Origin of the sequence: Nocardioides dokdonensis FR1436 (assembly GCF_001653335.1) — a bacterium.
Taxonomy (GTDB): Bacteria; Actinomycetota; Actinomycetes; order Propionibacteriales; family Nocardioidaceae; genus Nocardioides; species Nocardioides dokdonensis.
On record NZ_CP015079.1, the window covers coordinates 3,082,014 to 3,100,485 of the forward strand.

An 18,472-nucleotide genomic window follows, 5' to 3' on the forward strand; every position below is an offset into this window, starting at 1 on the left:
CGGTGGCGCGGTCGGCTCGGGGGCAGGACGCCCCCGACGGTAGCCGACCCGCTCCGGTGCAGCAGCACCGGCGTTGGGTCGAACGCACGTTCGAACCTGTGGGAGGATCGGGGGATGGCCGGCGGGATGAACAAGCGGGGGAGCGGGGTGCCGCTCGGTGAGCGTCGCCGCAGCGACCGGCCGCCCGCGGCCGCGCCTGCGCGTCGTACCCCGACGTCCCCGTGCCCGGCCCGGCACTGCTGGGTGGGCGACCCCCTCGACGCGGAGGGGGAGAAGCGGCCGGGGCTCCTGCTGGAGTGGCGACAGGGCCCGGACGGCTGGCAGGGCCTGGTGGTGTACGCCGCTCATGTGCGGCCCGGCTCGTGGGGCCTGGTGCAGGAGTGGCTGCCCAGCTCCAGCCTCATCCCGCTGTGAGGATGCTCAGCGGCGCCGGGACCGCTCGCAGGGCGGGATCTGGGTCCAGCGCAGCGAGCGCACCGGACTGGCGTCGTGAGGAGTCCGCAGGCGCACCCGGACCCGCTGGGTGACCAGGCGACCCGTGGTCGAGACCCGGGCCAGCGGCGTGGCGCGCCCCGGGCGCACCCACGGGCTGCGTGCGCCACCGTTCCACGGGAGCGAGTACGCGCGGTCCTTGAACGAGACCTCGGCGCGACGCAACCGCTTGTCGTGGGCGTTGCGCAGCCGCAGCACGATGCGCCGGAAGCCGTGGCTCTTCGGCGGGCGACACCCCTCGAGGACCGCGCGCCGGTAGGTCGTCAGGCGGGACCAGCTGCGCGGCCGGTGGGTCCGCTTCTTCTTGCCATTCGACTTCCGGCCCCACACCTGGTCGTTCGCGCCCCGGCTGGTCGACCCCTGGCTGGTCGACCCCTGGCTCGTCGACACCTGGCTGGAGGGGGCTGCGGAGACGCTCGAGACCTCGCGAGGGGCGGCGGCCGTGCTCGTGGGTGCGAGGGTCAGCGCGAGGGTGGCGGTGGTCGCCGCCGCGGCGGCGCGCAGGGCGGAGGTCGTCGGCACGAGGTCACGGTAGTCCGCCCTGTGACTGCTGGGACGTATGTGACTGCTGTGTCGTTCGTGAGGTCTGTCGGCCGTGCCGGGCAGGCGCTCTGACCCGTCTCCGGCGGGGACACGCCGGAGACGGCCGGGAGAGCGCCCAGGACCGCGACCACCGGGACGTTGTGGGCGACGGCGTCGAGACGATGGTGCCTGCTCGGCGTGAAGGGTGCAGGAAGTTGAGGCATCTCGCACGGCGTCCAGGGTGAAATGTGGAGAGCTGTCCAGACGGGTCGGTCTGGGGGCCTCGTCGGAGGTCAGCCGGAGAGGGAGACGGTGAGCAGGACGACGGCGTCCTGGAGGGCCTCGAGGTCGTGGCGGACCGGCGGGATCACCACGTGGTCCCCGGTGCGCGCCTCGACCTGGTCGTCGCCGGCGTGCAGGACCACGGTCCCGTGGATGACCTGCAGGGTGGCCTCGCCGGGGCTCTCGTGCTCACCGAGACGGTGTCCGGCAGTGAGGGCGATCAGGGTCTGGCGCAGCGAGTGGCCCTGGCCGCCGTGCATGGTCACGGCGCTGCGGCCGGCGGTGGCTCCCGCGGCCTTGGCGAGGTGTTCGTGGCCGAGCGTGGTCAACGAAGTGGCGTTCATGGCGCCATCCTGCCCGTGCGGATGGTCCTGCGTCAGGGGTCGCCGGGCAGGGAGCGAGGGGACCTTGGTCCTGTCCACAGATCCGCGCCAGGCCCTTCTCCTCGAACTGGCGTTCGAGTAAAATGCGTACATGATCGAGACCGACAGCCACGGGCAGCCTCTCGAGGTCGACGACCTCGAGGGTGACTGGTTGCTGGACTTCGCGCACGAGGCGGAGGCCGAGTCCCGCAAGGCCGAGCGGCGTCGGATGCGGGTCGTGCTGCGCTGGTGCGAGACGCACGTGGCGGTCGACGACGACCACCGGTTGTCGTGGGGCGAGCAGGAGCGGGTCTGGGACTGCGACGCCTGGATCGGTGGAGAGGGGGTGCCGGCGGTGGCGGAGTTCGCCGCCGAGCCGCTGGCTGCGGCGATGCGGATGTCGCCGGCCGCGACCACGGCGCTGATGGCCGATGCGCTGGAGCTGCGGCACCGGCTGCCGCAGATCCATGCCCGGGTCGAGCGGCTCGAGTCCACCTTGTGGCGGGCCAGGCGGGTCGCGAAGGCCACCCAGTCGTTGTCGCCCGAGGCTGCTGCGCACGTCGATGCGACGCTGGCGCCGGTCGTGGACTCGGTCGGTGCGACCCGCATCGACCGGGCGGTGGCCGAGGCGGTCGCGCTCTTCGAGCCCGAGACGCTCGAGGAGGCGGAGGAGTCGCAGACGAAGTCGTGGGGCGTGAGCCTGCAGCACCACCGCCCCGACACCTCGGTCTCGGGACAGTGGGGCGGCACCTCGTGGCTCTCGATCACCGGTGACACCCCCACGTTGCAGCGGCTGCACGACCTGATCCTCGACACCACCCAGCCCGCCACCGGCCCCGAGGCCGAGCCGGACCTCGGCCTCGGCGTACGCCAGATCCGGGCGCTGGCTGCAGTCCTCGACGGGCTCGGTGTGCCCCGCCCCCGGGTCCGGCTCAACATCGACATCAGCGCCGAGGACCTCACCGACCACGACAGCGCGGACACCGCAGGTGGAGTGGGCACGGTCCAGGGCCTGGGGCCCGCGACGCTGGCCAAGATCCGCGACTGGCTCGCCGGCGCCCAGGTCAGCGTGCTCCCGGTCCTGGACATGGCCCGCACCGACTCCGTCGACGCCCACGACCCGCCCCGGTGGATGCACGAGCTGGTCACCCGCCGCGACACCCACTGCGTCTTCCCGTTCTGCGACGTCCCCGCCAGCCGCTGCGACCTCGACCACATCGAGCCCTACGTCCACCCCGACGACGGCGGCCCACCCGGCCAGACCCATCCAGGCAACCTCGCGCCGGCCTGCCGCCACCACCACCGCGCCAAGACCATCGACGCGTGGAGCTACGAGCGCACCGAGCACGGCGACTACCTCTGGACCAGCCCCACCGGGCAGGTCTACGCCGTCACCCGGCACGGCACGCTCGAGCTCAGGTCCTGAGCTTCCCCTCGTCTGCTCGACCCTCGGCGTTCGAAGGCAGTGTCTGTCAGGCTCTGGACCCCGGGCTACTGCGGTGGTACGACGGAAGGCATGACGAGACTCGAGAGTGGCCAACTCCTTGCCGAGCTCGAGCCGACGGTGGCGGACAACCTCAACCGGCACCTGGGCCTGGCCGACGAGTGGATGCCCCACGAGTACGTCCCGTGGAGCCTGGGCCGCGACTTCGCCGACCTGGGTGGGGAGCCCTGGGAGAGCGCCCAGTCGCAGCTCTCACCGATCGCGCGGACCGCGCTCGAGGTCAACCTGCTCACCGAGGACAACCTGCCCAGCTATCACCGCGAGGTGGACCGCGCCTTCGGCCGTGACAGCGCCTGGGGCACCTGGGTCAACCGGTGGACGGCCGAGGAGGGCCGACACGCCTTCTGCATCCGGGACTACCTGCTCGTCACTCGCGGCGTCGATCCGAACGAGCTCGAGCGGGCCCGGATGGAGACGATGGAGCTCGGCTACGACACCCAGGACAAGGCGCTGCTCAACGTGTGCGCCTACGTGTCCTTCCAGGAGCTGGCGACCCGTGTCTCGCACCGCAACACCGGCCGCTACACGGAGGAGCCGATCGCCGAGAAGCTCCTCACCCGGGTGGCCAAGGACGAGAACCTGCACATGATCTTCTACCGCAACATCGTGCAGGCCGCGCTCGAGCTCGCCCCGGACCAGACGATGCGTGCGATCACCGACGAGGTGCTCGACTTCCAGATGCCCGGCAACATCATCCCCGGCTTCAGTCGCAAGGCCGTTCAGATGGCCAAGGCCGGGATCTACGACCTCCGGATCCACCACGACGACATCGTCAGCCCGTTGCTGCGGCAGTGGGGTGTCTTCGAGGTCGAGGGGTTGCAGGCCGAGGGTGAGAAGGCGCGCGACGAGCTCGCCGCCGCCGTGGCTGCCCTCGACGCCGAGGCCGCTCGGTTCGTCGAGCGACGAGACGAGGTCGCGGCCCGCAAGGCGGCCCGCCAGGCGGACGCCTGAGACCAGAAATGTCGAAAGGCCGGCATCCTGTCGGAAACCGGCCTCTGACCTGCAGTGGAACTGGTGGGCGATACTGGGTTTGAACCAGTGACCTCTTCCGTGTCAAGGAAGCGCGCTACCGCTGCGCCAATCGCCCGAGGTGGAGACGGGATTTGAACCCGTGTAGACGGATTTGCAGTCCGTTGCCTCGCCTCTCGGCCACTCCACCAAGGAGGTCTAACCAAGAGAGAGACCTCTCCGAGCGGACGACGAGGCTCGAACTCGCGACCTCAACCTTGGCAAGGTTGCGCTCTACCAACTGAGCTACGTCCGCTTGCCGCCTGGGGTTTCCCCTGGGCTGCGAAAGGAACATTAGCGGAACCCCCAGGTCGCGCCAAATCAGGGTCCGGTTCGCGTGGCGTGGCGCCTCCTGCGGCCTACAGTGAGCGCCGTGCGCGCCTGGGTGAACGGACAACTCCTCGCTGATGCCCACCAGCCGGTGGTGCAGGTCAGCGACCACGGCTTCACGGTGGGGGACGGGGTGTTCGAGGCCGTCAAGGTCGTCGACGGCCGGCCCTTCGCCCTGGACCGCCACCTCGCCCGGCTGCTGAGCAGCACCGCGGGGATGGGCCTGCCGCTGCCGGACGAGGACGCCGTCCGCCGTGGGGTCGACGCGGTCCTCGCCGCGGAGCACCTGACCCTCGGGCGTCTGCGCATCACCGTGACCGGGGGACCGGCGCCGCTGGGGTCCGGGCGAGGGGACGCTGCGCCGACGATCGCGGTCGTCGCCGCGCCGATGCCGCCGGCCGCGTCCTCGGCCCGCGTCGCGACCGTGCCGTGGCCGCGCAACGAGCGCGGCGCCCTCGCGGGCCTCAAGACCACGTCGTACGGCGAGAACGTGGTGGCGCTGGCCGAGGCCAGGCGCCGCGGTGCCGACGAGGCCGTCTTCGCCAACCTGGCCGGCCACCTCTGCGAGGGCACCGGCTCCAACGTCTTCTACGCCGTCGGCGGCGAGCTCCGGACCCCGACGCTGGCCAGCGGCTGCCTGGCCGGGGTGACCCGAGCGCTCGTCCTCGAGTGGGTGGGTGCCCGCGAGGTCGACGAGCCGATCGAGGTGCTGCTGCAGGCTGACGAGGTCTTCCTGGCCTCCACCACCCGCGACGTGCAGCCCGTCTCGCACTGGGACGAGCGTGACCTGGGGGAGCCGGGCCCGCTGACCCGGGCCGCGGCCCGCGTGTGGCGCGAGCGGGAGGCCGAGGTGCTGCGGAGCCGGGGTCCGGATGCGGGCCCTTCCCGGTGATGCGCTAAAGTCTGCGACCGCACCTCCGGGTGCACCAGCGGGGCGATTGGCGCAGTGGTAGCGCGCTTCGTTCACACCGAAGAGGTCACTGGTTCGAACCCAGTATCGCCCACCGTATTGAACAGCCCCCGACCTGCGGAACGCGCAGGTCGGGGGCTGTTCTGCTTCGTGGCCCGCGCGGACTCATCGAGCTGCGCCGCCCGAGCGTAGGGCGACAGCGACCTCGAGCTGGAACAGGCGCCCGAGCCGACCACCCTGATCGGCACGTCCGTCGACGTCGCCCCCGATGAGGAGCCCGCCGGGGCAGCGTCGCCACGCCACCAGGCCGACTGATCAGGGAGCCTAGGGCGCGTCCTTACCTGGTTCTGGCGATGATCGGCCCCGGTGCCGGCTGTTAAGCCAGTGGATGCACGCATCCCGCGCACACCACGAGGAGCATCCTGATGGCGACCTACGTCTACCGGTGCGACACCGACGGGCCGGTCGACGTCCCCCTGCCGATGGGGACCGCACCCTCGAGTCTCCCGTGCCCCCGGTGTGCCCGCGAGGCGGTCCGCCTCTTCTGCCCGCCCCGGGTGTCGACGGGCTCTCGCCGGATCGTCGAGGCGATCGACCGCGCCGAGCGGAGCCGAGACGCCCCGGAGGTGGTCACCAGGGTCCCGGGCGCCGGCGCACGTCGCCCGCCGGTAGCAACGGCGACGAACCCCCTCACCCGGCGACTGCCACGACCCTGAGACACGGAGGTAGCGCACATGGGAATGGTCGGTCTGCTCTATGTGGGAGCGGTGCTCTTCATCAACGGCCTGATGCTGCTCGGCTACGTCGAGGCGAGGTCCGCCGGACCACTGAACATCTTCGTCGGTCTGCTGCAGGTGGTGACCCCGACGTACCTGATCTTCACCGCCAACGGTGACGGCGACGTCATCCTGGGCGCCTCGGGCCTGTACCTCTTCGGCTTCACCTACCTCTACGTCGCCTTCAACGTCCTCGGTGGGTTCGACGGCACCGGCCTCGGCTACTTCTCGCTCTTCGTGGCCGTGTGCGCCCTCGTCTACTCCGCGCTGAACTTCGGTCGGCTGGACGACAACGCCTTCGGTGTCATCTGGCTCTACTGGGCCTTCCTGTGGATGCTCTTCTTCCTGGTGCTCGGGCTCGGTCACGACGAGCTGGCGAGGTACACCGGAGCCGTCGCGGTGGTCCAGGGCTGGCTCACCGGGGTCGTGCCCGCCTTCCTGCTGATGACCGGCAGCTGGGCCGGCAACATCGACACCGCCGCCATCGTGCTCGCCGTGGCAGCGGTCGTGCTCTTCGGCGGCGCCTATCCCCGCTACCGGGGCCGCCCAGCCGCGCCAGTGCCCGCCACCGAGGCCACTCGCTGACCCTCCAACACCCGCCCAAGAAAGGTTCCGACCATGCCCGAGCTCGTGTTCCCCCTCGACTCCACCAAGCGTTTCACCGACCAGGAGCTGCTGGGACACAACCGCTGGCATCCCGACATCCCGGCCGCGGTGCACGTGAAGCCCGGTGACTCCTTCCGGGTCCACTGTCGGGAGTGGTTCGACGGTGCGATCCACAACGACGACTCCGCCGACGACGTGCGCGACGCCCCGCTCTCGACCGTCCACGTCCTCAGCGGGCCCATCGCGGTCGAGGGCGCCAAGCCGGGAGACCTGCTCGTGGTCGACATCCTCGACCTCGGTCCCATCCCGCAGGAGGACTCCGGGCCGCTGGCCGGACAGGGCTGGGGCTACACCGGCATCTTCGCCAAGCAGAACGGCGGTGGCTTCCTGACCGACCAGTTCCCCGACGCCTACAAGGTGATCTGGGACTTCATGGGCGGGACCGCGACCTCGCGGCACGTGCCGCACGTGTCGTTCACGGGCATCGTGCACCCCGGCCTCATGGGCACCGCCCCGTCCGCCGACCTGCTGTCACGGTGGAACCGGCGCGAGGGCGACCTGATCGCCCAGGACCCCGACCGCGTGCCGCCCCTGGCGCTGCCGCCACTGCCGGAGGACGCCATCCTCGGTGGTCTCGAGGGCGATGCCTTCGAGCGGGCCGCCGCAGAGGCCGCGCGGACTGCGCCGCCGCGTGAGAACGGCGGGAACCAGGACATCAAGAACTTCACCAAGGGGACCCGGGTGTTCTACCCGGTCTACGTCGACGGTGCCCACCTGTCGATGGGGGACCTGCACTTCAGCCAGGGCGACGGCGAGATCACCTTCTGCGGTGCCATCGAGATGGGTGGCTTCATCGACCTGAGGGTCGAGCTGATCAAGGGCGGCATGGAGGCCTACGGGGTGGGGGAGAACGCCATCTTCATGCCCGGCAACGTCGACCCGCAGTACAGCCAGTGGTTGGCCTTCTCGGGCACGTCGGTCACCCTCGACGGGACCCAGCACTACCTCGACTCCCACCTGTCCTACCAGCGGGCCTGTCTGCACGCGATCGACTACCTCACGACGTTCGGCTACGCGCCGGAGCAGGCCTACATGATCCTGGGAGCTGCTCCGATCGAGGGCCGGCTCTCCGGCGTCGTGGACATCCCGAACTCCTGCTCGACGGTCTACCTGCCCACGGCGATCTTCGACTTCGACGTGACCCCCGGTGCCGACGGACCCGCGAGGATCGACCCCGGCATGGGGGTCCCGAGATCGTCCTTCTGAGCGACTGAGCGACTGAGCGATTGACCGGCTCAGCCTGGTCGGCACGTCCTTCGATGTCGCCTCGGGTGAGGAGCTTGCGACGGCAGCGTCGTGGCGCAATCAGGGGCGACTGGAGTCGTCGTGCTGCTCGACATCGACCACTCGCTGCAGCACGTCCTCGGTCGCTCAGACCGGGTACCGACCGTCCGGCGTGACGATGGTGCCGGCCTTGCCGCCGAGGATCGCGGCGGCGTCCTCCAGCCGACCGACCGCGGCCATGTTCCCGGTGACCTCGACGAAGCGGCAGACCGCCTCGACCTTCGGGCCCATGGAGCCGGCCGCGAACTCCTCGCGGCGCAGCGCGACCGCCGAGGCGCGCAGGATGGGTTCGGGGTGGGCGGTGCCGAAGCCGCGCACCACGTGCGGCACGTCGGTGAGGACCAGCAGGACGTCGGCGTCGAGCGCCTCGGCCAGCACCGAGGTCGTGAGGTCCTTGTCGACGACCGCCTCGACGCCCTCGAGCCGACCCTCCTCGTTGCGGATGACCGGCACGCCCCCGCCGCCGGCGCAGACCACGATCGCGCCGCTCTCGAGCAGCAGCCGGATCACCCTCGTCTCGATCACGCGCAGCGGCGTGGGCGAGCCCACGACCCGTCGCCACACGTCGCCGTCGGGCTTGACCGTCCAGCCCCGCTCCGCGGCCAGCCGCTGCGCCGTCGGCTCGTCGTAGACCTCGCCCACGAACTTCGACGGGTCCGCGAACGCGGGATCGCCGGCCTCGACCAGGGTCTGGTTGATGATCGCGGCGACCTGGCGGCGGGGGAGCGCGTTCTGCATCGACTGGAGCAGCCAGTAGCCGATCATCCCCTGCGTCTGTGCCCCGAGGACGTCGAACGGGTACGGCGTGGTCAGGTTGGGGTCGGACGCGCTCTGCAGCGCCAGCACCCCGACCTGCGGACCGTTGCCGTGTGTGATCACCAGCTCGTGCTCCGCGGCCAGCGGGGCCAGCGCGGCCACGGCCGTGGCCACGTTGTGCTCCTGCACCTCGGCGTCCGGCGTCTGGCCGCGGCGCAGCAGCGCGTTGCCGCCGAGCGCGACGACGATGCGCACCTCAGCCGCCCAGGGTGGCCACGAGCACGGCCTTGATCGTGTGCATCCGGTTCTCCGCCTGGTCGAAGACGATGGAGTGCTTCGACTCGAAGACCTCGTCGGTGACCTCGAGCGCCGACATGCCCGTGGCCTGGTAGAGGTCCTCACCGACCTTGGTGTCCCGGTCGTGGAAGCCGGGCAGGCAGTGCATGAACTTCACCCGCGGGTTCCCGGTGAGTGCGAGCAGGTCCATGTTGACCTGGTAGGCCTTGAGCAGGTTGATGCGCTCGGCCCAGACCTCCTTCGGCTCGCCCATGGAGACCCAGACGTCGGTGTAGACGAAGTCCACGTCCTTAACGCCCTCGGCGACGTCGTCGGTGAGGGTGATCCGGGCTCCCGTCGCAGCCGCGATCGCCCGTGCCTGCTCGACCACGGTGTCGTGGTTCCACAGCTCCTTCGGAGCCACGATCCGCACGTCCATGCCCATGAGCGCTCCCGCGACCAGCAGGGAGTTGCCGACGTTGTTGTGGGCGTCGCCCACGTAGGCGAACGCGACGTCGGAGTCGTTCTTGCGGGTGTGCTCGCGCATCGTCAGCATGTCGCAGAGCGACTGGGTCGGGTGCCAGTCGTCGGTCAGCCCGTTCCACACCGGCACCCCGGAGTGCTCGGCCAGGGACTCCACGTTGCGCTGCGCCGAGCCGCGGTACTGGATGCCGTCGTACATCCGACCGAGCACGCGTGCGGTGTCCTCCATCGACTCCTTGTGGCCGATCTGCGAGCCGCTCGGGTCGAGGTAGGTCACGTTGGCGCCCTGGTCGAAGGCGGCCACCTCGAAGGCGCACCGGGTGCGGGTCGAGGTCTTCTCGAAGATCAGCGCGATGTTCTTGCGGATCAGGCCCGGCTGCTCGGAGCCGGCGTACTTGGCCCGCTTGAGCTCGGCGGCGAGGTCGAGCAGGAAGCGCCACTCCTTCTGGGTGAAGTCGATCTCCTTGACGAAGCTGCGGTTGCGCAGGTTGAACGCCATCTCAGATCCCCTCCCGCTCGATGGGGCAGGTCATGCAGCGCGGTCCGCCGCGGCCCCGGCCCAGCTCGTTGCCCTGGATGGTGACGACCTCGATGCCGTTCTTGCGGAGGTGGGTGTTGGTCGTGACGTTGCGCTCGTAGGCGACGACCACGCCGGGACTGACGGCCAGGACGTTGCAGCCGTCGTCCCACTGCTCGCGCTCCGCGGACTTCACGTCCTGGGTCGCGGTGAGCACCTTGACCCGGTCCAGTCCCAGGGAGTCGGCGATGGCGGCGTACATGTCCTCGGGAGCGTGCGCGGTGACCTTGAGCTCCTTCTCCGAGTCGCCGGGCTCGATCGTGTACGACGGCAGCAGGCCCAGGCCTGCGTACGACGTGAAGGTCTCGGCGTCGAGCATCGTCATCACCGTGTCGAGGTGCATGAAGGCCCGCTTGACGGGCAGGGAGAGCGCCACGATCCTCGTGGCCCTCCCCGCCGCGAACAGCCTCTGTGCCAGGCGTTCGACGCCCTGCGGCGTGGTGCGCTCGCTCATCCCCACCAGCACCGCGCCCCGACCCAGCACGAGCATGTCGCCGCCCTCGGCGGTGGCCCGGCCGTTGACCTGGCCCTCGGACCAGACCTGGAAGTCCTCCTCGGCGAACTGCGGGTGCCACCGGTAGATCGCCTCGTAGTGGATCGTCTCGCGCACCCGTGCCTTCATCCGCATCGAGTTGATGGCCACGCCGTCGTAGATCCACGCCGAGGTGTCTCGCGTGAACAGGTGGTTGGGCAGCGGCGGCAGGAAGAGGTCGTCGAGGTCGAGCGCGGAGATGACCACCGACGGCGGCTGCTCGACGCGCTCGAGGAGCTCGCGCTTGGTCATGCCGCCGATCAGGTAGCTCACCAGCGTCTCGTCGTCCATGGCCGAGAACGTGTTGTGCAGCGCGTCGGTGGCCATCGGGCCGTAGACCCGCTCGTCGAAGGAGGCGTCCAGGATGTGCGTGCGAGCCTCCGGGATCGCCACCGTCTCGCGGAGCAGGGTGTCGAACATGTGGACCCGCACGTCGAGGTCGCGCAGCGTCTCCGCGAACGCGTCGTGCTCCTGCTTGGCCCGCTTGACCCACAGCACGTCGTCGAAGAGGTAGGAGTCCTTGTTGGTCGGGGTCAACCGCTTGAGCTCCAGGTCGGGGCGGTGCAGGATCGCCTGCCGCAGGACGCCCACCTCTGAATCCACGTGCAACGTCATGAAAGCCTCCTGGACCTCGTCGACCGGCCTCGTGGCCGTCCGCCCCACCCTCCGTGAGAGGCGGCGGCCCGCGCGAGGGCGAAGGGCCGCTGGTCCCGGGACCTTCGGCACCATCGGCGTGGGTCGCTCTGCTGCTTCGCTGGCCTGTGTCAGACATCCGACAGCGTTGAAGGGCTGGACATGAGCACCGAGACACCCCCGGCGTCACCCGCGGCGGCGGACAGCACGAAGCGCCGCTTCAGCTTCCCCAGCGCCTTCACCGTCCTCTTCGCGGTGACGGTCGCGGTGTGGCTGGTGGCGTTCCTGGTGCCCACGGGCACCTACCGGATGAGCGAGGAGACCGGGGGGCCGGTGCCGGGCAGCTACCAGGGCGTGGAGTCGGGGCTCTCCTTCGGCGACCGGGTGATGGAGCTGTTCCTGGCGCCGATCAACGGCCTGTACGGCGTCCAGTCGGCCGAGACCGGCTTCATCGGCCCCTACGAGAGCGGTGAGCTCTTCGGGGCGGCCGGTGTCTTCCTGTTCGTGATCGCCATCGGCATCTTCATCACCATGTCGATGCGCACCGGTGCCATCGACAACGCCATCGCCCGCGTGGCCCAGCGCTACGGCTCCAAGGGTGCCGTGGTGATCGTCCTGCTCATGGTGCTGCTGTCCATCGGCGGCACCACGGAGGGCATGGCCGAGGAGACGCTGGGCTTCTACGCCCTGGTCGTGCCGCTGGTGCTGAGCCTGGGCTACGACCGGATGGTGGCCGCCGGCACCATCTTGATCGGCGCCGGCATCGGGGTGCTCGCCTCGACCGTGAACCCGTTCGCCACCGGGGTGGCCTCCGACGCGGCCGGGATCTCCATCGGTGACGGCATCGGCTTCCGGCTGCTGATGTACGTCGTCCTGGTGCCGGTCGGCGTGCTCTACGTGCTGCGCTACGCCCGCAGGGTCAAGCGCGACCCCTCCACCTCGTTGACGACCACCCAGCCCGGTGACGACGAGCTCGCGGCCCGCGGTGTCGAGCAGGTCACGATGACCGGTCGCCAGAAGGCGGTGATCGCCGTGGTCGCCGCCACCTTCGCGTTCATGATCTTCGCCATCGTGCCGTGGGCCCAGGTCGTCAACGGGCCGGCAGCGGACAGCTTCGCCTGGCAGCTCGACTGGTACTTCCCGGAGCTCGCCGCGCTGTTCATCGTGATGTCGATCGTGGTCGGGCTCATCGGGGGACTGGGGGAGAAGGGGCTGACCGACACCCTCGTGCGGGGTGCCGGGGACTTCATCGGCGTGGGGCTGATCATCGTGCTCGCGCGGGGCGTCACGGTGATCATGAACAACTCGCTGATCACCGACACGGTCCTGAACTCCATGGAGAACGCCGTCAGCAACACCTCCGCCGGGCTCTTCGGAGGGTTGATGTTCCTGCTCAACGTGCCGCTGGCGTTCCTGGTCCCCTCGACCTCGGGGCACGCCGCGCTCGCGATGCCGATCCTCGCGCCGCTCGCGGACTTCGCGAACGTCCCGCGCTCCCTGGTGGTGACCGCCTTCCAGTCGGCGTCCGGCGTCGTCAACCTGGTCACGCCCACCTCCGCGGTCGTGATGGGCGGGCTCGCGCTGGCCAAGGTGCGCTACGACCAGTACCTGCGCTTCGTGGCGCCGCTCCTGGTGTTCCTGCTGGCGGCCTGCACCCTGCTGATCGCCGGGGCCGCGGTGCTGTCGTAGCGCCGCCCCCCGGGGCGTAGCCTCGGCGCGTGGCGTTGGACATGCAGGAGCTCGGCTGGGCCGAGACCCCGATCGGGGTGATCAGCCTGCGTCGTCGCCACGAGCCGGGCGTCGGTCACGACGTCTACGAGGTCAAGATCGACGACGAGTTCCTGATGTCGAGCCTCTTCCACGTGGTGGAGACCGAGCTCGCGCACCTGGGTCTGGCCCGGGCCGAGGGCGAGCGGCTGCACGTGCTGGTCGGGGGACTGGGGCTGGGCTACACGCTGGTGGCCGCGCTCGAGGACGACCGGGTCGAGCAGGTGCAGGTGGTGGAGGCGGTCGCCGCGGTCATCGACTGGCACCGCCGTGACCTGCTGCCGGACACCGCCGGCCTGGCCGCGGACCCGCGCTGCGACCTCCACCTGGGCGACTTCTTCGCCCTGGTCGCCGACGGCGCCACCCCGCGGGCGACGTACGACGCCGTGCTGCTGGACATCGACCACTCGCCCCAGCACGTGCTGCACCCCAGCCACGCCGCCTTCTACACCGCCGACGGGCTGCGACGCATGGCAGCGCGGATCGTGCCCGGTGGCGTCTTCGCCCTGTGGTCCGACGACCCGCCCGACCCGGTCTTCCAGGCCGCGCTCGCCGAGGTCTTCGTCGAGCCGGTCGCGCACGTGGTCACCTTCGCCAACCCGCTCACGGGTGGCGAGTCGGCGAGCACGGTCTACGTCGCCACCAGGTAGCCAGGCTCAGCCCGGTCGCGACGTCCCACAGGCCCCACAGGGCCGCGACGAGCACCACGCCGCCGAGGTCGGCGAAGAACCCCAGCGCGAGCACCACCGCCAGTGCGGTGTTGCGCACGCCCAGCTCGAACGTCATCGCCCGGACGCCCCGCTCCGGGAGCCGGCAGGCGCGGGCCGTGCCGTAGCCGACCCCGAGCGCCAGGAGGTTCTGCGCCGCGATCGCCAGGGCCACCACGCCGACGTAGTCGATGAAGGTGCGCAGCTGCCCGGCCAGACCGCCGACGACCACCAGGAGCAGCAGCACCAGCACCCCGGGCTCGACGTACCTCTTGACCCGGGTGGTGAGGGCCGGCCACCGCCAGGCCACGAGGAGACCGGCCGCGAAGGGCAGGCCGATCAGCAGCGCCACCTCGCCGACCACGTCCCACGGCTCGAGGGAGACCTCGCGCATCAACGCGTCGGCGGCCGGGCTGAGCCCGGTCCAGAACGCGAACGCCGCCGGGGTCGCCACCACGGCCAGCACCGTGGAGACACCGGTGAGCGAGATCGAGAGCGCGACGTCGCCGCGTGCCCGGTGGGTCAGCAGGTTCGACAGGTTGCCCGCCGGGCAGCAGGCGACGAGCAGCATCCCGATGGCGACCGAGCCGCGGACGTCGAGCGCCATCACGAGCAGCACCGTCAGGCCGGGGGCGACGACGTACTGCGCGACGAGGCCCACCGCGATGACCGCCGGGCGCCGGACCACGTCGCGGAAGTCCGTGAGCCGCGTGTCGAGCGCGATGCCGAAGAGGAAGAGCCCGACCACGACTTTGACGACCACCTGGACGCCGTCGGGCAGGTCGAGGCTCAGCCGGTCGATGTCGGGGGCCAGGGCCACCAACTGGCAGTGAATTGTCATGTGGCAGTAGGATGACAGTATTGGCGGCACGGCGCTACGGTTCCCCGGTGACGACTTCCTCGGGCTCCGCACCGATCCCCGGCCGCCAGCTCATCACCTCGCGGGTGCACGGCTCCGAGCCCCGCTTCGTGGGTTACCCGCAGCCACCGGCGGGCGCACCCAACGTGGTCATGGTGGTCCTGGACGACGTGGGGTTCGCCCAGCTGGGCTGCTTCGGCGCCACGCTCGAGACGCCGAACATCGACCGGCTCGCCGAGCAGGGCCTGCGCTACAACCGCTTCCACGTCACCTCGGTCTGCTCCTCGACCCGCGCCGCGCTGCACACGGGGCGCAACCACCACGCCGTCGGGATGGGGGTCACCGAGGAGGCGGCCCTCGGCTTCCCGGGCTACACCGGCCGGATCCCGCCGTCGGCAGCGATGCTCGCGCGCCTCCTGCGCGACGCCGGCTACAACACGATGTCGGTCGGCAAGTGGCACCTCACCCCGAAGCACGAGTACTCCTCGGCCGGTCCCTTCCACCGCTGGCCCCTGGGCATGGGCTTCGAGCGGTTCTACGGCTTCCTCGGCGCCGAGACGAGCCAGTGGGCCCCCGAGCTGGTGCGCGACAACACCCAGGTCGACCCGCCCCGGACCCCGGAGGAGGGCTACCACCTCACCGAGGACCTGGTCGACGAGTCGATCCGGATGATCCAGGACCAGCAGCAGGCCGAGGCCCGCAAGCCGTTCTTCCTGCACCTGGCCACCGGCGCGGCCCACGCCCCGCACCAGGTGCCGCCCGAGTGGGTGACGCCGTACGAGGGCCAGTTCGACGACGGCTGGGAGGTCTGGCGAGAGCGTGTCTTCGAGCGCCAGCTCGCCGCCGGGGTGGTCCCGCCCGAGACCCTCCTGACCGAGCGTCCCTCCTGGGTGCCGGACTGGGACGGGCTGCCCCCCGAGCAGCGCCGGCTGTTCGCGCGCTACATGGAGGTCTTCGCCGGCTTCATGACCCACACCGACCACCACCTCGGGCGGCTCTTCGACCACCTGGACGAGCGGGGCATCGCCGACGACACCCTGGTCATGGTGCTCTCGGACAACGGGGCGAGCGCCGAGGGAGGGGTCACCGGCACCCTCAACGAGGCGGCCGGCTGGCTCGGTCACCAGGAGGACGTCGAGGCCTCCATCGCCCGCAGCGACGAGATCGGCGGCCACGGCGCCTACAACCACTACCCGTTCGGCTGGGCCTGGGCGGGCAACACCCCGCTGCGCCTGTGGAAGCGGCACGCCTGGCTCGGCGGCGTGCGTACGCCGCTCGTCGTGCGGTGGGGCGCACGGGTCGCCGACCCCGGTGGCGTCCGGGGGCAGTTCTGCCACGCCGTCGACCTCTTCAGCACGATCCTCGACGCCGCCGGCGTCCCGGTGCCCGAGACCGTCGACGGCATCACCCAGCAGCCCGTCGACGGCACCTCGATGCTCGCCTCGTTCACCGAGCCGGACGTCGCCGAGCACCGCCGCCTGCAGTACTTCGAGATGATGGGTTCGCGGGGGCTCTACCAGGACGGCTGGAAGGCCACGACCAACTTCGTGCCCAACCAGTTCAACGAGCGCGACGCGATCCCGGGCAGCCACGACTTCGCGACCGACCGCTGGTCGCTGTTTGACCTGACGCACGACTTCTCCGAGGCCACCGACCTCGCCGACGAGCACCCCGACGTCGTCAAGCGGCTCGAGGCGATGTGGTGGGCGGAGGCGGGTCGCCACCAGGTGCTGCCGCTCTTCGAGTTCCCCGACTCGATGGCCCACATGCACCCCGGCCCGTTCCCGGCCCCGCACCGGGTCAGCTACACCCCCGGTGGCGGCCCCATCCAGGACAGCCAGCTCCCGTCGCTGTTCGGCGGGTTCGAGCTGAGCGCGGAGGTGGTGGTCCCCGAGACCGGCGCCGAGGGGATCCTCGCCGCGATCGGCGACGCCCACGGCGGGTGGGGCTGCTACCTGCTCGACGGCGTCCCGGTCGCCGCGTTCGCGATGCTCGACGGCCTGGTGCGCGTCGCCGGCACCGAGCCGCTCGCTCCGGGGCGGCACCGGATCGGGGTGCAGTACGTGCCCGGTGCCGAGCCGCTCGCCCGGGTGCTCGTCGACGGGGTCGAGTGCGCTGCGGCCCCGCTCCCGGGACTCTTCTTCTTCCCGAACCTGTCCACCGCCGCGGTGGGCATGTTCATCGGTCGTGACCGCGGCCTGCCGCTGTGCCGCGACTACCGCCCGCCCTTCGCCTTCACCGGCGAGCTCCTGCGGGTCGACATCGAGGGGGGCAACCCCGAGGCGCGGGCCGACGAGGAGACCCGGTTGCGCGCGGCGCTGGGCTCGGACTGAGAGGCTCGCTCCATGACGGAGGAGAACCCGGGGCTGCGCGAGCGCCGCAAGGCCAGCACCCGACGCGCGCTCGAGGACGCGGCCCTCGAGCTCTTCGCGCGCGACGGGTTCGACGCGACGACCATCGAGACGATCGCCGCGGCCGCCGACGTGTCGCCCCGGACCTTCTTCCGCTACTTCGCCTCCAAGGACGACGTCGTCAACCCCCAGCGCGAGGCTCGCCAGGCCCAGCTGCGCGACGAGGTGCGGGGGCTGGCGGCCACGCTCACCGATCTGGAGGCGGCGGCGGCGGCCTTCGCCGCGCTGTGCCCGTCGTTCGAGGCCGAACGCGACCGGATGCTCCTGCGTCGCCAGGCGGCCGCGACCTCGCCCGCGCTGCGCGGGCGGATGCAGGACGTCGTGCACTCGTGGCAGCGCACGCTCCTCGAGGCGCTCGCCGCACGCCGCGGCGTCGACGTGCGCGAGGTGGAGGTCCAGGTCGCCGCCGCGACGGCCGTCGCGCTCTGGCAGACCGCGATCATGCGGTGGTTGAGCGACGACGGAGCCGCCCTGGCCGACGAGCTCGCGGCCTGCTTCTCCGCCCGCCAGGTGTGATCCCTAGGGACGGGCGCCGCGCAGCACGTGCGCGCTCATCGGACCAGAGACGGGCCCCTCGCCCAGCAGCGCCGTGAGCTCGTCGGCGACCCGCTCGGTGGCCTCCGCGAGGTCGCCGCGCTCGGCGAGCCCGGCACGCAGCGGCGACCCGGTGCACACGCCGCGGGCGAAGCTGCGGGCCGAGGGAGCCCGGCTGGTGAGCGCGACGGTCTCGACCTCGACGTCGACGAGACCCGCGGCCCGGGCGTCCGCCCGGAACCGCGCGACGTCGGCGTACCCGTGCGGGACCCGCACCACGAAAGCGGGCGGGTCCTCGGGGAAGACCCGCTCCAGCGCCACGACCAGCTGCGCGGCGAGGTGGTTGGTCTCCACGGTGTCCCAGGTGCTCACCAGCAGCGAGCCACCGGGTGCCAGCACCCGGGCGGCCTCGCCCAGCGCGGCGACCCGGTCGGGGAAGAACATCACCCCGAACTGGCAGACCACCACGTCCACCGAGCCGTCCTCGAACGACAGGTCCATCGCGTCGGCCTGGCTCCACCGCGCCTGCGGCACCCGCCCGCGCCCGTGGTCGACCATCGCCTGGTTCAGGTCGGTGGCGGTGACCTGGGCCGCCGGGAGGGCGGCGACCAGCTCCGAGGTCAGTCGGCCGGTGCCGGCCGCCAGCTCGAGCACGCTGCTGGGGTGGCAGGCGGCGACGCGGGCCGCCATGTCCTCGGCGTACGGCGCGAAGAGCACCGGGCCGAGCAGCGCGTCGTAGGCGGCGGGCATGTCGGCCGCCCACGTGGTGTCGGCGTCGGGAGCCATCTGTCGACGATAGAC

The 18,472-nt window shown here is 71.1% G+C and carries 17 protein-coding genes and 4 tRNA genes; 11 read left to right on the top strand and 10 right to left on the bottom strand.

Annotation, left to right across the window (positions count from 1 at the left end):
• Window positions 1-114 precede the first annotated feature (114 nt).
• Complete coding sequence (locus I601_RS14540; protein ID WP_068111155.1) at window positions 115-414, top strand: hypothetical protein; 300 nt, start codon at window positions 115-117, stop codon at window positions 412-414.
• A 6-nt stretch (window positions 415-420) separates the two neighbouring features.
• Here the strand turns inward: I601_RS14540 and I601_RS14545 are convergent, their stop codons facing one another.
• Both I601_RS14545 and I601_RS14550 read right to left on the bottom strand, forming a co-directional pair.
• Complete coding sequence (locus tag I601_RS14545; RefSeq protein ID WP_068111158.1) at window positions 421-1,014, bottom strand: hypothetical protein; 594 nt, start codon at window positions 1,012-1,014, stop codon at window positions 421-423.
• A 293-nt stretch (window positions 1,015-1,307) separates the two neighbouring features.
• Window positions 1,308-1,640 carry a cupin domain-containing protein gene (locus I601_RS14550; protein WP_068111161.1) on the bottom strand — a complete coding sequence of 111 codons (333 nt, stop codon included), beginning with the start codon at window positions 1,638-1,640 and terminating at the stop codon, window positions 1,308-1,310.
• Between the two features lie 130 nt (window positions 1,641-1,770).
• On the opposite strand from I601_RS14550, the gene I601_RS14555 reads away from it, so the two are divergent.
• Window positions 1,771-3,084, top strand: a complete 1,314-nt coding sequence (locus I601_RS14555) for an HNH endonuclease signature motif containing protein (protein WP_068111162.1) — start codon at window positions 1,771-1,773, stop codon at window positions 3,082-3,084.
• Window positions 3,085-3,174: 90 nt separating this feature from the next.
• On the top strand, window positions 3,175-4,113 hold the full coding sequence (locus I601_RS14560; RefSeq protein ID WP_068111165.1) for an acyl-ACP desaturase: 939 nt from the start codon (window positions 3,175-3,177) through the stop codon (window positions 4,111-4,113).
• Between the two features lie 61 nt (window positions 4,114-4,174).
• Here I601_RS14560 and I601_RS14565 read toward each other — a convergent pair.
• From I601_RS14565 to I601_RS14575, 3 genes are all read right to left on the bottom strand, one after another.
• A tRNA-Val gene (locus I601_RS14565) sits at window positions 4,175-4,249 on the bottom strand.
• A 1-nt stretch (window position 4,250) separates the two neighbouring features.
• Window positions 4,251-4,321 (bottom strand) — tRNA-Cys (locus I601_RS14570).
• Window positions 4,322-4,353: 32 nt separating this feature from the next.
• Window positions 4,354-4,426, bottom strand: a tRNA-Gly gene (locus I601_RS14575).
• Between the two features lie 117 nt (window positions 4,427-4,543).
• Between I601_RS14575 and I601_RS14580 the strand changes: the two genes are divergently transcribed.
• The 4 genes from I601_RS14580 (at window position 4,544) to fmdA (ending at window position 8,058) form a co-directional block, all read left to right on the top strand.
• A complete protein-coding gene (locus I601_RS14580) occupies window positions 4,544-5,392 on the top strand; it encodes an aminotransferase class IV (protein ID WP_068111168.1) in 849 nt (282 codons plus the stop codon).
• Between the two features lie 40 nt (window positions 5,393-5,432).
• Window positions 5,433-5,504, top strand: a tRNA-Val gene (locus I601_RS14585).
• 640 nt (window positions 5,505-6,144) lie between these two features.
• Window positions 6,145-6,771: an AmiS/UreI family transporter gene (locus I601_RS14595; RefSeq protein ID WP_068111173.1), complete on the top strand. Its 627-nt coding sequence runs from the start codon at window positions 6,145-6,147 to the stop codon at window positions 6,769-6,771.
• A 33-nt stretch (window positions 6,772-6,804) separates the two neighbouring features.
• Entirely contained in the window at window positions 6,805-8,058 is a 1,254-nt protein-coding gene (gene fmdA, locus I601_RS14600; protein WP_068111176.1) for a formamidase, read from the top strand.
• 165 nt (window positions 8,059-8,223) lie between these two features.
• On the opposite strand, the gene I601_RS14605 is transcribed toward fmdA, so the two are convergent.
• Genes I601_RS14605 through I601_RS14615 form a run of 3 tightly spaced genes read right to left on the bottom strand, consistent with a single transcriptional unit; the run spans window position 8,224 to window position 11,375 of the window.
• Complete coding sequence (locus tag I601_RS14605; protein WP_068111178.1) at window positions 8,224-9,147, bottom strand: carbamate kinase; 924 nt, start codon at window positions 9,145-9,147, stop codon at window positions 8,224-8,226.
• 1 nt (window position 9,148) lies between these two features.
• Window positions 9,149-10,150 carry an ornithine carbamoyltransferase gene (argF, locus tag I601_RS14610; protein WP_068111181.1) on the bottom strand — a complete coding sequence of 334 codons (1,002 nt, stop codon included), beginning with the start codon at window positions 10,148-10,150 and terminating at the stop codon, window positions 9,149-9,151.
• 1 nt (window position 10,151) lies between these two features.
• A complete protein-coding gene (locus tag I601_RS14615) occupies window positions 10,152-11,375 on the bottom strand; it encodes an arginine deiminase (protein ID WP_068111184.1) in 1,224 nt (407 codons plus the stop codon).
• A gap of 180 nt (window positions 11,376-11,555) precedes the next feature.
• Between I601_RS14615 and I601_RS14620 the strand changes: the two genes are divergently transcribed.
• Both I601_RS14620 and I601_RS14625 read left to right on the top strand, forming a co-directional pair.
• Window positions 11,556-13,082: a YfcC family protein gene (locus I601_RS14620; RefSeq protein ID WP_068111186.1), complete on the top strand. Its 1,527-nt coding sequence runs from the start codon at window positions 11,556-11,558 to the stop codon at window positions 13,080-13,082.
• Between the two features lie 29 nt (window positions 13,083-13,111).
• Window positions 13,112-13,810: a spermine/spermidine synthase domain-containing protein gene (locus I601_RS14625; protein WP_218917672.1), complete on the top strand. Its 699-nt coding sequence runs from the start codon at window positions 13,112-13,114 to the stop codon at window positions 13,808-13,810.
• Here I601_RS14625 and I601_RS14630 read toward each other — a convergent pair.
• Window positions 13,764-14,708 (bottom strand): bile acid:sodium symporter family protein, encoded by a 945-nt coding sequence (locus I601_RS14630; RefSeq protein ID WP_084527657.1) that lies wholly within the window; start codon window positions 14,706-14,708, stop codon window positions 13,764-13,766. The genes I601_RS14625 and I601_RS14630 overlap by 47 nt on opposite strands.
• Before the next feature lie 47 nt (window positions 14,709-14,755).
• Between I601_RS14630 and I601_RS14635 the strand changes: the two genes are divergently transcribed.
• Together I601_RS14635 and I601_RS14640 are read left to right on the top strand one after the other, a co-directional pair.
• Complete coding sequence (locus I601_RS14635; protein WP_237089421.1) at window positions 14,756-17,059, top strand: arylsulfatase; 2,304 nt, start codon at window positions 14,756-14,758, stop codon at window positions 17,057-17,059.
• Between the two features lie 12 nt (window positions 17,060-17,071).
• On the top strand, window positions 17,072-17,653 hold the full coding sequence (locus I601_RS14640) for a TetR family transcriptional regulator (RefSeq protein ID WP_068111191.1): 582 nt from the start codon (window positions 17,072-17,074) through the stop codon (window positions 17,651-17,653).
• Window positions 17,654-17,656: 3 nt separating this feature from the next.
• Here the strand turns inward: I601_RS14640 and I601_RS14645 are convergent, their stop codons facing one another.
• The gene (locus tag I601_RS14645) at window positions 17,657-18,457 is read right to left on the bottom strand and encodes a class I SAM-dependent methyltransferase (RefSeq protein WP_218917673.1); all 801 of its coding nucleotides are present in this window, start codon (window positions 18,455-18,457) and stop codon (window positions 17,657-17,659) included.
• Window positions 18,458-18,472 lie beyond the last annotated feature (15 nt).

Coding starts and splice junctions, on each gene's coding strand:
- I601_RS14540 (WP_068111155.1), top strand. CDS start 115: ATGGCCGGCGGGATGAACAAGCGGGGGAGCGGGGTGCCGCTCGGTGAG.
- I601_RS14550 (WP_068111161.1), bottom strand. CDS start 1,640: ATGAACGCCACTTCGTTGACCACGCTCGGCCACGAACACCTCGCCAAG.
- I601_RS14555 (WP_068111162.1), top strand. CDS start 1,771: ATGATCGAGACCGACAGCCACGGGCAGCCTCTCGAGGTCGACGACCTC.
- I601_RS14560 (WP_068111165.1), top strand. CDS start 3,175: ATGACGAGACTCGAGAGTGGCCAACTCCTTGCCGAGCTCGAGCCGACG.
- I601_RS14595 (WP_068111173.1), top strand. CDS start 6,145: ATGGGAATGGTCGGTCTGCTCTATGTGGGAGCGGTGCTCTTCATCAAC.
- fmdA (WP_068111176.1), top strand. CDS start 6,805: ATGCCCGAGCTCGTGTTCCCCCTCGACTCCACCAAGCGTTTCACCGAC.
- argF (WP_068111181.1), bottom strand. CDS start 10,150: ATGGCGTTCAACCTGCGCAACCGCAGCTTCGTCAAGGAGATCGACTTC.
- I601_RS14615 (WP_068111184.1), bottom strand. CDS start 11,375: ATGACGTTGCACGTGGATTCAGAGGTGGGCGTCCTGCGGCAGGCGATC.
- I601_RS14620 (WP_068111186.1), top strand. CDS start 11,556: ATGAGCACCGAGACACCCCCGGCGTCACCCGCGGCGGCGGACAGCACG.
- I601_RS14630 (WP_084527657.1), bottom strand. CDS start 14,708: ATGACAATTCACTGCCAGTTGGTGGCCCTGGCCCCCGACATCGACCGG.
- I601_RS14640 (WP_068111191.1), top strand. CDS start 17,072: ATGACGGAGGAGAACCCGGGGCTGCGCGAGCGCCGCAAGGCCAGCACC.
- I601_RS14645 (WP_218917673.1), bottom strand. CDS start 18,457: ATGGCTCCCGACGCCGACACCACGTGGGCGGCCGACATGCCCGCCGCC.